The sequence below is a fragment of the Haloarchaeobius sp. HME9146 genome (genome assembly GCF_025399835.1).
GTDB lineage: Archaea > Halobacteriota > Halobacteria > Halobacteriales > Natrialbaceae > Haloarchaeobius.
Window position 1 is genome coordinate 118,421 of the sequence record NZ_JAODVR010000001.1, and the last position, 11,262, is coordinate 129,682.

The window sequence follows — 11,262 nt, forward strand, 5'->3', positions numbered from 1 at the left end:
ACGAGCTGCGTCAGTTCTCGGCGTAGAGCGCGGAGATCTCGTCCTCGTACCGCTGCTTGATGTTCCGACGTTTCTTCTTCATCGTCGGCGTGAGCATGTCGTTCTCCTCGGTGAACTCCTCGGGCACCAGCCGGAACTGCTTGATCCGCTCGTACTTCTCGAAGTTCTCGTTGAGGCGGTCGACCTCCTCCTGGATGGTCTCGCGCACGAACTCGTGGGCACAGAGCGCCCCGGGGTTCTCGGGCAGGTCGATGCCCTCGTCGGCCGCGAGCGCCCGGAGACGCTCCGCGTTCGGGACGATGATCGCCCCGATGAACTTCTCGCCGTCACCGACGACCATGCACTGTTCGACCACCTGTGACGAGGCGAACGCGTCCTCGATGGGAGCCGGTGCGACGTTCTTCCCGGTCGAGAGCACGAGCAACTGCTTCGAGCGCTCGCGGAACTCCAGGTAGCCGTCGTCGCGCTGGTGGACGATGTCGCCCGTGCGGAACCAGCGGTCGCCGTTCTCGTCCTCGGTGAACGCCCGCCGGGTCTCCCCGGGCTTCTCCCAGTAGCCCTGCGTCACCGTCTCGCCCTTCACCAGCAACTCACCGACGATGCCGGGGTCGTCCGCGAACGGTTCCTGGTCGATGGCGCTCTCGTCGACCTTCACCTCGACGCCGGGCAGTGCCGGGCCGATGGTGCCGATCTTCGGCTCCTCGGGCGGGTTGACGCTGACGACCGGCGAGGTCTCGGTGAGCCCGTAGCCTTCGAGGATGGGCAGGCCCATCCCGTGGTACAGCGCACACAGTTCGGCGGAGAGCGAACCGCCACCACTCAGCAGGTAGTCGACGTTCCCGCCGAGGGCGTCACGGACCTTCTTGAACACGAGTCGGTCCGCGACAGCCGCCTTCGCGCGGAGCCCGACACCGGGATTCTCGGTCGTGTGGTACTCCTTGCCCACGTCGGTCGCCCACTCGAATATCTTCAGGCGCATGTCCGACTCCGCCGCCTGCTCGCGGATGGCGTCGTATATCTTCTCGTACACCCGCGGGACGCTCGTCGCGGCCGTCGGCTGCACGAGTTCGAAGTCGGCCTGCAGGGTGTCGGGGCTCTCGGCGTAGCCGACCGCCGCCCCCGACGCGAACATGATGAAGTGCCCGGCGGTGCGCTCGAAGACGTGTGCCAGGGGCAGGTACGAAACGCTCCGGGTGTTCTCGTCGATGACCGGGGTGTCGCCCTTGTCGGGACGCGGGCCGTAGCGCTTGCGGATCTGGTTCACGTTCGCCCGGAAGTTCCCGTGCGTGAGCTGGACGCCCTTGGGCTGGCCCGTGGTCCCCGAGGTGTAGATGAGGCTCGCGAGGTCGTCCCACTCGCGCTCGTCGACCCAGTTCTGGTACTCGTCCTCGTCGAATATCTCGGCCCCGCGGTCGTGGACCTCGTTCAGCGTGTAGATGTCCTCCCGGTCGTGGAAGCCCTCGATCCAGTCCATCACGACGATGAACTCCAGGTCGAGCTCGTCTTCGACCTCCAGCACCCGGTTCATCATGTCCGCGTTCTCGACGACCACGCCGTCGGCGTCCGGGTCGTCAAGCAGGTACTGGACCTGGCTCTTCGACGAGCCCGAGTAGACGGTCGTGACGACCGCACCGGCCGCGAGCAGCGCGAAGTCACACTGCGCCCACTCCATCCGTGTGTTCGCGAACAGCCCGACCCGGTCCGCGGGCTCGACCCCGATGTCACGGAACCCCGCCGTGAGATGGCGCACGATGGATTGCATGTCGGCGTAGCTGATGGCTCGGTACTCCTCGTCCGGCACTTCGGGGAGCACCGTCTCGGTGAGCGACCGGTGGTAGACGCCGCCCTTGTACAGCTGTGCCGGGCGGTCGGCGTACCGCTCGGCCGCCTCCTCGAACATCCGGGCGAGATTGGTTCGCCCGATGACCTCGTCCTCGTAGTCACGCTCCGCGTCCTGCCAGTTCATATCACACCCAAGCAGGGCAAACAGAATAAAAACCTATGAACTTTCGGTCGGTTTTCGGCCGGTCGTCCTCACTGCCTGCTGTCCAGGTACCGCAACACGCCCCGCACGTTCATCGCGGTCTCCCCGCGGGCCTTCCGCTCGCCCCACACGTCGGCCATCTCCGTGTCCTCGACGAAGTACTCGATGACCGCCTCGTCGTCCGCCAGTTCCTCGCGCATCTCCTCGACGGTGGCGACCCACGCCTCCAGCTGGGCCTCGTACTCGGTCAGTCGGCTCTCGGTCGGGGCCGGGCCGAAGTGCGGGTAGAGCAGGGTCGACGGCGCGATGGCGCGGATCTTCTCCACGTCGTCGATTGCCTGTTCGAGGTCGAACTGCGGCGGCGGCGTGGTCTCCCGGACGAAGTCGAGACTCGGGACGTAGATGCCGGCCGCGTCCGCGGTGAAGACGGCGTCGTTGGTCGGGTCGTAGAAGATGTGCTGGTGGGGCGCGTGGCCAGGGGCGTGCGTGGCGTGCAGGGAGTGGTCGCCGAGGCGGATGACGTCGCCGTCGGCGAGTTCGAGAATCCGGTCCTCGGGGACGGGTTTCGGCTCGACGTAGAACTCTATCTGGTCGCCGACCGCGCCCTTCGTCCCCTCCCAGAGCCGGGACGGGTCGACGAGGTGGTGGGCACCGCGCTCGTGGACCGCGACGGTCGCGTTCGGGCACGCCTCCGCGAGGTAGCCCGCACCGCCCGCGTGGTCGAGGTGGACGTGTGTGGGTACGAGGTACTCCACGTCGCCCGGCGCGATGTCGAGTTCGTCGAGCGCGTCGAGGATGTACTCGTAGTTGGTCCCGATGCCGGTGTCCACGATGGCCACCTGTTCGGCATCGAGGACGTACACCGCGCCGTACTCCTCGGTGTCGTACATCCCCGTGTCGACGTAGTAGAGGTCTGTACACTCTCCTGTCGTGACTTCCTGCGGGTCCCCTGGATCCATGTGTTACAACGCGACCCGAACCGGGAAAAAGATTCAGTCGTGGTGGGCAAGCAGTGCGGTGCGCTACCGTTCCTGTGCCACGCCGGACCACGGTTCCGATACGGTTTTCCGGTCCCCTCGTGAAGAATTCGGCAAATGCTTGACCGCCGGTACATCCGAGAGAATCCGGAGGAGGTCCGTGCGAGCCTCGTAAACCGAGGCTACGACATCGACCTCGACGAGATCCTCGACATGGACGAGGAGTGGCGCGAGCTCAAGGCCGAAGGCGACGACCTCCGCCACGAGCGCAACACGGTGAGCCAGCAGATCGGCCAGCTCAAACAGGAGGGCAAAGAGGAGGAGGCCCAGGAAGCCATCGAGAAGTCCAGCGACCTCAAGGAGAAGCTGGAGGACATCGAGGACCGCGCCGACGAGCTCGACGCCGAACTCGACGAGCGCCTGCTCGAACTCCCGCAGGTCCCCCACGACTCGGTCCCGGTCGGCGAGGACGAGTCGGACAACGTCGAGGAGAGCCGCTGGGGCTTCGACGACCTGCGCGACCTGCCCGACGAGGTCACCCCGCACTACGACATCGGTGAGGACCTCGACATCATCGACGAGGCCCGCGGCGCGAAGACCACGGGTGCCGGCTTCTACTTCCTCAAGGGCGACGGCGCGCGACTCGAACACGCGCTCATCCAGTTCATGCTCGACGTCCACCGCGAGCAGGAGTACGTCGACGTGTTCCCGCCGGTCCCCGTGAAGTCGACCTCGATGCGCGGCACCGGCCAGCTCCCGAAGTTCAACGAGGACGCCTACCGCATCGGCGGCGACGAGTTCGACGACTACGACGACGACGACCTCTGGCTCTGCCCGACCGCCGAGGTCCCGGTGACGAACATGTACCGCGACGACATCCTCCTGCGCGAGGACCTCCCGCTGAAGCACCAGGCGTACACGCCGAACTTCCGGCGCGAGGCCGGCGAGCACGGGACCGAAACCAGAGGAATCGTCCGCGTCCACCAGTTCAACAAGGTCGAGCTCGTCAACTTCGTCGAACCCGAGGAGAGCTACGACCGGCTCGAGGCGCTGGTCGACGAGGCCGCCGAGGTGCTCGAGCGTCTCGGCCTGCCCTACCGCGTGCTCAGCCTGTGTACCGGTGACCTCACCTTCGCCAGCGCGAAGACGTACGACCTCGAGGTGTGGGCCCCCGGCACCGAGAGCGACGACGCGCCCGAGGGACTGGGCGGCCGCTGGCTCGAGGTGTCGAGCGCCTCGAACTTCGAGGACTTCCAGGCCCGCCGCGCCGGCATCCGCTTCCGCCGCGAGCACCACGAGAGCGCGGAGTATCTCCACACGCTCAACGCCTCGGGCACCGCCGTCGGCCGCGTGATGGTCGCCATCCTCGAGTACTACCAGAACGAGGACGGCACCGTCACCGTCCCCGAGGCCCTGCGCCCGTACATGGGCGGGACCGAGGTCATCGAAGGCCACGAGAAGGTCGGCGAGAGCGCCCTCGGGAAGGGCGAGTAACCCCTGAGCAGTCCGGGGCGACCATTTCGGTCTCCCGGCCCGTCTTCTCCGGTATGCACCCCGTCAGTCGCGACCGTGCCGCGAGTACCCACCCGCCCAGCCGGTGCTCGCCATGCTGACCGCGTTCCTCGGCGGCCTCGGTGGCCCGGAACTCCTCGTGTTGTTCCTGCTGATCGCGCTCCCCGTGGGCATCGTCCTCGCACTCGTCGTCGCCGTGCGCGGGCTCACCAGCCACCGGCAGCAGGATGCTGCACTCGAAGCGCTCCGGCTCGCCTACGCCCGTGGCGACCTCTCCCGCAACGAGTACGAGGAGCGCCGGCACGTCCTCGAACGCGACCGGCGGTGAGTTCACAGAAAGTTGATTCGTCGTGAGCACGAACTCGACACCGACGATGGTCCTCGCACTCGACACCCTGGCTACACCCGCGCCACTGTTCGTCGGCGGCATCGGCGGCCCGGAGATACTCGTCATCCTCCTCGTGTTCGGGCTCCCCGCCGTGCTCGTCCTGCTCGCGGCCGGCGTCGGCCGCGAACTCCTGACCGGCGACGACGAAGATTCCGCACTCGAAGCGCTCCGTGAGGCGTACGCCCGCGGCGAGATAGACCGCGAGGAGTACGAGGAACGCCGCGACGTGCTGGTCGCTGACGGGGAGGAACCAGCAGACCGGACAGTAGAGACCGAACAGCAGTAGCAGAACAGCAGTAACAGTATTTCTATCGCGTGTACGTCCGCAGCGCCGTTATCTCGCCGTCAGCGACTTCGAACACGTCCACGAACCGGACCAGCACCTTGTCGTCGTCGGTCACGACCTGCCCCCTGACGGCCGTCTCCGTCCCGTTCCGGTAGACCGCCTCGACGGTGTGAGTCGTGTCGGTCCGCGGCCGCTCCTCGCGCATGAACCGGACGAACGAATCGCGTCCCTCGAAGGTGCGGTCGGGCCGATGCTGCACGAACGCCGGCGACAGCGCTGTTCGAAGCGACTCGTATGCCCCCTCGTCAAGCGCTCGGTAGTACGTGGCGACGGGCTCGGCGAGGTCCATGCCCACGCTTCGACCCGGTGGTAGAAAGGTCCGTCGCGGTCAGGCCTGTTCGGGGAAGAGCGAACTCGGCTTGCGGAGCTCGTCCCCGGTACTCGCGGACTCGTGTGCTTTCTCCGCATCGGCCTGATACTCCGCGCCCAGGTCGGCGTCCGCTGCGTCGAAGTGCTCTGCCGCCCCCGCGTACCACTTCGCCGCCCGCCGGAAGTCGTCGCTCCGGGACCGCGCCTCCTCCGCGGCCGCCTCGACCTCCGCGGATTCCGAGAACCGCTTGGCGGACCGGAAGCTCTCTGCCGCGGCGTCGAAGTACGCGACCGCCTCGTCGAACTGGTCGACCGCGCCGCCCCACGCCTCCATCTCGTACATCGACCACGCGGTCTCGAACCGGTCGTGGCCGCCGTCGTAGTGTTCGAACCCGCGGGCGTAGCGCTGGATGGCGGTCCGGTCGTCCCGTACGTCGTCGAGCGCGCCGCGGACCTCGCCCAGCTCGGGGACGACCCGCTGGTCCTCGGTCGTCCACGTGTACCGGACGCGCTGGCGGTCGTCGATGACGACCACGGACCGTTGCGGGACCTTCCGGTGGCCGCGCCACTCGTCCATGCAGACGCCATACTCCTCGGCGACCTCGCCGATGGAGTCCGTCAGGAGCGGATACGTGATGTTGTTCATCTCGGCGAACCGGCGGTGGCTGAACACCGAGTCCCCGGAGATGCCGAACAGCGTCACGTCAGCCTCGAGGTTCAGGAGGTCGAAGTCCTGCATCGTACACAGCGAGGAGGTACAGGTCGGGCTGAAGTCCGCGGGGTAGAACGCGAGGACGACCACGTCTTCGCGGAGCGCCTCGGACAGCGAGAACTCGCCGATCTCGCCGTTCTCGACGCCGGGGAGTGCGAAGTCCGGTGCGTGCGAGCCAACCGATAACATGGCTTTCCGTTGTGTGCCCCCGAACTTAGCTCTGGCCGCCGGCCACCAGCGTGCCCGACCGCCGGCAAACCACTCGGGTATCATACAGGAACGCGCTTCAGGGAACGGTTTTCCACCCGGCGACCGAACCCTGTGCCATGGCAACAACCGACGATTCGTTCGTCCCGGTCGCGTCGCTCGCCGAGCTCGAGGAGGACGGCCGAAAGCTCGTCACCCCGCAGGGGCACGCCATCGCGGTCTTCTACCACGAGGGCGAGGTCCGGGCGGTCGACAACCGCTGCCCACACATGGGGTTCCCGCTCGCAGACGGGACCGTCGACGAGGGCGTCCTGACCTGTCACTGGCACCATGCCCGGTTCGAACTCTCCTGTGGCGACACGTTCGACCCCTGGGCCGACGACGTCCAGACCTACCCCGTCGAGGTCCGCGACGGCGAGGTGTACGTGGACCCGGAGCCACCCCTTGAGACCGAGCCCGCCGAGCACTGGGCGACCCGGCTCGACACCGGCCTCGAGGAGAACCTGCGGCTGGTCGTCGCCAAGGCGACCGTCGGCCTGCTGAACGAAGGTGTGGAGCCTGTCGAGCCGCTCGCCCAGGGCGTCGCCTTCGGAACCCGCTACCGCGAGCAGGGCTGGTCCTCCGGCCTCACCATCCTCGCCGCGATGGCGAACGTCCTCCCCGAACTCGACGACGAGGACCAGAAACGGGCACTCTACACCGGCCTTCGCCACGTCGCCTCCGACTGTGCGGGCCAGGCCCCGAACTTCGACCAGCCGTCGTTCTCGACGCGCGAGGTCGCCCCCGAGCGCCTCGAATCGTGGTTCCGCGAGAACGTCGAGGTCAGGGACGCCGATGGTGCCGAGCGCGTGCTGCGAACCGCGGTGGCGACCTGCGACCGCGAGCAGGTCGAGCGGATGCTGTTCGCGGCAGCCACCGACCACCGCTATCTCGATTCCGGGCACTCCTTCGACTTCGTCAACAAAGCCATCGAGACACTGGACCACGTCGGCTGGGAGGCCGCGGACGACACGCTCGCGAGCCTCGTCCGACGCCTCACGGAAGCCCAGCGCAGCGAGGAACTCTCCTCGTGGCGACAGCCCATCGACCTCGCCGGGCTGCTGGACGACGCCTTCGAGGACCTCGACGACCTGGCGGCCAGCGGTGCGGGCGAGTCGTGGACCGAACCTGAGGACTTCCAGGACACGCTGCTCTCGGACGACCCCCACGCCATCGTCGACGCGCTCTGTGCAGCCATCGAAGCCGGGGCGACCACCGAGGAGCTGGCACACGCCGTGGCCCACGCCGCCGCAACCAGGGTCGCCCGGTTCGGCACCGCCAACGAGTTCTCCGACTGGAACACGGTGCATCACACGTTCACCTACGCGAACGCCGTCCACCAAGCGACCCGGCGCGTCGAGGCGACGGAACTCTACCGCGGCGTGTTCGATGCGGCCATCAACGTCTACCTCGACCGCTTCCTCAACACGCCGCCAGCGCCGATTCCGGAGCCTGCCAGCAGCGACCGCGACCCGGCCGCGGTGCTCGACGACCTCCGCGAGACGTTCGACGAGGAAGGGCAGGTGAACGAGGCAGGGAGACTCGTCGGGGAGTTCCTCGACTGTGGGGGCGACCCCGCCGACCTGAAGCGGACGCTCGGGCACTGCCTCCTGCGCGAGGACGCGGGCTTCCACACGCTGCAGGCGCTCGAGACCGGCTTCCGGCAGTTCGACCTCGCGGACTACGACTACCGGGCCAGGGTCGCGATGGTCGCGGTCGCCCGGTACATGGCGGCGCACTTCCCGACCCGCCGTGAGGCCGAGCAGACGTTCACCATCGCCTCGCGACTGCTCCGCGGAGAAGCGGTCCACGAGGCGGAGTAGCCGGGGACCGGTACCCAAGCCCCTACCGGACGCGTCGCTTTTCACCTCGGGGCCCCTGCATCCGTCCATGCTGCGCTTTCAGGTACACGGTGTGTACGGCGGCTGGGAAGCCGCCGTGACGGGTCCCTCCGACCACGTCGAGTTCGGCGTCGAGGCCGACGGCTCGCAGGTGTTGCACACCTACGGCTCGATGCACTCGCTACTCCGACTGTACGACCTCGCCCGGCTGGAGCAGCCCCGCCACCCCCGTTTTCTGGGGTACGACGTGCACGAGGGACCGAACGGCATCACCCTCGATTTCCAGGCCGCCCGGGTGGAGACGACGTACCCGGAGCTCCGCGAGGCGATGGAGCCGTTCCTGACCGACCTGTTCGGCCAGCTCGACGCCCAGACCGTCGGCGACCGCGACGACCACATCGACACCATCCTCGACCGCGACGAGGTGCTGGTCGACCTGCACGAGCTTCGCGACCAGCTCGGGTAGCGAGGCGCTTTTCTCCCTCGACGGGGAACCCTCTCGCGTGAACCTCCACGTCCGCTACGAGGGTGACGACGACCCCAAGAAGTGTACGGCCCGCAAGCTCGCGCGGTTCGACCTCGCCGAGTTGCACCGCTCGAACCGGGCCACCCCCTACGGCGTCGTCCTCAACCCCCACGCGGAGCAGGCACTCTCGCCGGCCGACGCGGACGCGACGAACCTCGTGGCGCTGGACTGCTCGTGGGAGACCGCCGAGGCTGCCATGTTCGAGATGCCGGGTGAGCACCGGGCGCTCCCGTTCCTCGTCGCGGCGAACCCGGTGAACTACGGCCGGCCGTTCAAGCTGACGACGGTCGAGGCGCTGGCGGCGGCGCTGTGCATCCTCGGCGAGCGCGACCACGCCGAGGAGATCCTCGCGAAGTTCACCTGGGGCGAGACCTTCCTGACGCTCAACGAGGAGCCGCTGCGGCGCTACAGCGAGTGCGCGGATTCCACGGAGGTCGTCGCGGTGCAAGACGACTACCTCGCGGACGAGGACGACGAGGAGTGAGCAGTCGCTGGTCGTCGGGCGGCTGGACAGTAGATAGCGAACAGGCGGCACGGGGGGCTGCTGTCGCGCGCGAGCGGGTGCCGCACAACCGCTGACGCTCGCGCGGTGACTCGTCAGTGCATGCCGAGACTGGTCCCGGCATCGGCCTTGAATGGTCGTGCAGGTGGGGTCGTGGGGCGACCTGACTCGGAAACGCTTTTATCCGCACCCGCATGAACTCACGATATGGCTAAATTCGACGCTGCGGTCGACCGGACGCTCGAGAAGATGATCTGCATGCGATGTAACGCCCGCAACGCGAAGCGCGCGGAGAAGTGCCGCAAGTGCGGCTACGCGAAGCTCCGCCCGAAGGCGAAGGAAAAGCGCGCGGCGTAATCGGCTCGTCCCTTCTCTCCGAGACAGCACTCCCGGAGCAGTGGGTCTGTCTCGCTTACCCGTCTGGGTACTTCGGCTGCCGGCGCTCGGCCCGAGAGAGGGCGGTCTCGACCACGTCGCGCACGTCGCCGTGGAACTCGTCGCCGTGGCCGGCGTACATGTGTTCGACGGTGTCAGGCATGCGGTCGAGCAGGTCCTTGATACTCTCGATGAGGCGTTCGCGGGACTGTCCGTCCATGTCGGTCCGGCCGAAGCTCCCGTAGTCGAAGGCAGCGTCGTTGTGGACCACGACGTCGCCCGAGAACAGCGTCGACTCGCTGACGTAGGCGACGTGGTCGGCGGCGTGGCCGGGGGTGTAGACGACCTCGAACGTCTCGTCACCGATCTTCACGAAGTCGCCGTCGTCCAGTTCGTGGGTCCGGCGAGGATGCTGGGCGTAGGCGTGGCAGTCACACGAGAAGGCGTCGAGGACGGGGTCGAGCTGGGCGACGTGGTCGCCGTGCTGGTGGGTGAGGACCACCTGGTCGAGGTGGTCGGTGTGGTCACGGACGACGTCGACGACGCCCTCCATCGCCCCGGCGTCGACGAGCGTCGTGCGCTCGCCGGTGACGAGGTAGGCGTTACAGGTGAACACGTCGGCGTCTGCCGTCACGTGGGTCACGTTCATACTCGGAGCCTCGTGGGCACGCCAGAAAACGGTGGCGGGGCGGGCAAACGCCGTTTCGACGACCGAATGGGTTGGTATTCCAAGGCATGGCCGTGATTTTTTTGAGTCCTTAACGATTATACCCGAATGCATGGGCTTCGGGAGCTACGACGAATCGGAACAGGAGAACCAGAGCATCGACACAGACCTCGACGAGAGCGAGTCAGTAAACACACGGGAATCGAACCACGAAGGCAGCATCGAGTTCGAGAACGGGGCGTCGAACGACGAACTTATCGACCGGCTGAAAGACATCAAGACCGAGGAGTAGTCACGCGTGAAGCCCGGAGTGCGGGCGTTGGGTGTCGCCGAATCGTTCCGGGACGACGAGAGCACACTCGCGGGTGTCGTGGTCAGAGCGAATCGCGTGGTAGATGGCTTCTCTTTTGGGACGTGTACCGTCGGTGGGAGCGACGTGACAGACGCGGTCGAGGCGCTGTACCGCCGACTCGACCGTGAGGACGTCCGCTACGTCATGGTGTCGGGCATCGCGCTGGCGTGGTACAACCTGCTGGACATGCACCGGCTGGCCGACGCCATCGACCGGCCGGTCCTCTCGGTGACGTACGAGGCGAGCGACGGACTGGACGACGCAATCCGCGAGGCGTTCGAGGGCGACGCGCGCGAGGACCGGCTGGCGACCTACCGGGCACAGCCCGACCGGACCCCCGTCGAGGTCAACGGCGAGACCGTGTACGTCCGGGCGGTCGGCGTGGACCCCGCCGAGGCGCGCGACGTGGTACGGGCGTTCACCCCTGAAGGTGGGCGACCCGAGCCGGTCCGGGTGGCTCGCATGGCCGCCCGCGCGGGTGACGCGCTCCGCAGGGATTAGGTACGCCCGGCGCGCCTCTCCCGA

13 protein-coding genes and 1 pseudogene are annotated in these 11,262 nt (G+C 67.4%); 9 read left to right on the top strand and 5 right to left on the bottom strand.

What is annotated here, in order from left to right; all coding sequences use genetic code 11:
• Positions 1-10 precede the first annotated feature (10 nt).
• Together N6C22_RS00585 and N6C22_RS00590 are read right to left on the bottom strand one after the other, a co-directional pair.
• Complete coding sequence (locus N6C22_RS00585; protein ID WP_261648614.1) at positions 11-1,966, bottom strand: long-chain fatty acid--CoA ligase; 1,956 nt, start codon at positions 1,964-1,966, stop codon at positions 11-13.
• 68 nt (positions 1,967-2,034) lie between these two features.
• Complete coding sequence (locus N6C22_RS00590; RefSeq protein ID WP_261648616.1) at positions 2,035-2,943, bottom strand: MBL fold metallo-hydrolase; 909 nt, start codon at positions 2,941-2,943, stop codon at positions 2,035-2,037.
• A 135-nt stretch (positions 2,944-3,078) separates the two neighbouring features.
• On the opposite strand from N6C22_RS00590, the gene serS reads away from it, so the two are divergent.
• The 3 genes and pseudogenes from serS to N6C22_RS00605 all read left to right on the top strand — a co-directional run bounded on the left by serS (position 3,079) and on the right by N6C22_RS00605 (position 5,147).
• On the top strand, positions 3,079-4,455 hold the full coding sequence (gene serS / locus N6C22_RS00595) for a serine--tRNA ligase (RefSeq protein WP_261648617.1): 1,377 nt from the start codon (positions 3,079-3,081) through the stop codon (positions 4,453-4,455).
• A gap of 244 nt (positions 4,456-4,699) precedes the next feature.
• A pseudogene (locus tag N6C22_RS21125) lies at positions 4,700-4,801 on the top strand (SHOCT domain-containing protein); the annotation flags it as partial.
• Between the two features lie 22 nt (positions 4,802-4,823).
• Positions 4,824-5,147, top strand: coding sequence for an SHOCT domain-containing protein (locus N6C22_RS00605; protein ID WP_261648620.1), 324 nt, complete (start codon positions 4,824-4,826; stop codon positions 5,145-5,147).
• A gap of 22 nt (positions 5,148-5,169) precedes the next feature.
• Here the strand turns inward: N6C22_RS00605 and N6C22_RS00610 are convergent, their stop codons facing one another.
• Positions 5,170-5,496, bottom strand: coding sequence for a nuclear transport factor 2 family protein (locus N6C22_RS00610; protein WP_261648621.1), 327 nt, complete (start codon positions 5,494-5,496; stop codon positions 5,170-5,172).
• Between the two features lie 39 nt (positions 5,497-5,535).
• Positions 5,536-6,417 (bottom strand): redoxin domain-containing protein, encoded by an 882-nt coding sequence (locus tag N6C22_RS00615; protein ID WP_261648623.1) that lies wholly within the window; start codon positions 6,415-6,417, stop codon positions 5,536-5,538.
• 137 nt (positions 6,418-6,554) lie between these two features.
• Here N6C22_RS00615 and N6C22_RS00620 point away from each other — a divergent pair, with 137 nt between their 5' ends.
• From N6C22_RS00620 to N6C22_RS00635, 4 genes are all read left to right on the top strand, one after another.
• Positions 6,555-8,297 carry a Rieske (2Fe-2S) protein gene (locus N6C22_RS00620; protein WP_261648624.1) on the top strand — a complete coding sequence of 581 codons (1,743 nt, stop codon included), beginning with the start codon at positions 6,555-6,557 and terminating at the stop codon, positions 8,295-8,297.
• A 67-nt stretch (positions 8,298-8,364) separates the two neighbouring features.
• Positions 8,365-8,781 carry a hypothetical protein gene (locus tag N6C22_RS00625; RefSeq protein WP_261648625.1) on the top strand — a complete coding sequence of 139 codons (417 nt, stop codon included), beginning with the start codon at positions 8,365-8,367 and terminating at the stop codon, positions 8,779-8,781.
• A 37-nt stretch (positions 8,782-8,818) separates the two neighbouring features.
• Entirely contained in the window at positions 8,819-9,325 is a 507-nt protein-coding gene (locus N6C22_RS00630) for a DUF367 family protein (RefSeq protein ID WP_261648626.1), read from the top strand.
• 225 nt (positions 9,326-9,550) lie between these two features.
• Positions 9,551-9,700 carry a 50S ribosomal protein L40e gene (locus N6C22_RS00635; RefSeq protein ID WP_261648627.1) on the top strand — a complete coding sequence of 50 codons (150 nt, stop codon included), beginning with the start codon at positions 9,551-9,553 and terminating at the stop codon, positions 9,698-9,700.
• Positions 9,701-9,755: 55 nt separating this feature from the next.
• Here N6C22_RS00635 and N6C22_RS00640 read toward each other — a convergent pair whose 3' ends face one another.
• Entirely contained in the window at positions 9,756-10,367 is a 612-nt protein-coding gene (locus tag N6C22_RS00640; RefSeq protein ID WP_261648629.1) for an MBL fold metallo-hydrolase, read from the bottom strand.
• A 130-nt stretch (positions 10,368-10,497) separates the two neighbouring features.
• Here N6C22_RS00640 and N6C22_RS00645 point away from each other — a divergent pair, with 130 nt between their 5' ends.
• A complete protein-coding gene (locus tag N6C22_RS00645; protein ID WP_261648631.1) occupies positions 10,498-10,677 on the top strand; it encodes a DUF5786 family protein in 180 nt (59 codons plus the stop codon).
• Positions 10,678-10,683: 6 nt separating this feature from the next.
• On the top strand, positions 10,684-11,238 hold the full coding sequence (locus N6C22_RS00650; protein WP_261648632.1) for a DUF99 family protein: 555 nt from the start codon (positions 10,684-10,686) through the stop codon (positions 11,236-11,238).
• The last annotated feature ends 24 nt before the right edge of the window (positions 11,239-11,262 follow it).

What these genes read in the sequence shown, in the direction of transcription:
- N6C22_RS00585 (WP_261648614.1), bottom strand. Translation starts at nt 1,966, where the DNA reads ATGAACTGGCAGGACGCGGAGCGTGACTACGAGGACGAGGTCATCGGG.
- N6C22_RS00590 (WP_261648616.1), bottom strand. Translation starts at nt 2,943, where the DNA reads ATGGATCCAGGGGACCCGCAGGAAGTCACGACAGGAGAGTGTACAGAC.
- serS (WP_261648617.1), top strand. Translation starts at nt 3,079, where the DNA reads ATGCTTGACCGCCGGTACATCCGAGAGAATCCGGAGGAGGTCCGTGCG.
- N6C22_RS00610 (WP_261648621.1), bottom strand. Translation starts at nt 5,496, where the DNA reads ATGGACCTCGCCGAGCCCGTCGCCACGTACTACCGAGCGCTTGACGAG.
- N6C22_RS00615 (WP_261648623.1), bottom strand. Translation starts at nt 6,417, where the DNA reads ATGTTATCGGTTGGCTCGCACGCACCGGACTTCGCACTCCCCGGCGTC.
- N6C22_RS00620 (WP_261648624.1), top strand. Translation starts at nt 6,555, where the DNA reads ATGGCAACAACCGACGATTCGTTCGTCCCGGTCGCGTCGCTCGCCGAG.
- N6C22_RS00625 (WP_261648625.1), top strand. Translation starts at nt 8,365, where the DNA reads ATGCTGCGCTTTCAGGTACACGGTGTGTACGGCGGCTGGGAAGCCGCC.
- N6C22_RS00635 (WP_261648627.1), top strand. Translation starts at nt 9,551, where the DNA reads ATGGCTAAATTCGACGCTGCGGTCGACCGGACGCTCGAGAAGATGATC.
- N6C22_RS00640 (WP_261648629.1), bottom strand. Translation starts at nt 10,367, where the DNA reads ATGAACGTGACCCACGTGACGGCAGACGCCGACGTGTTCACCTGTAAC.
- N6C22_RS00645 (WP_261648631.1), top strand. Translation starts at nt 10,498, where the DNA reads ATGGGCTTCGGGAGCTACGACGAATCGGAACAGGAGAACCAGAGCATC.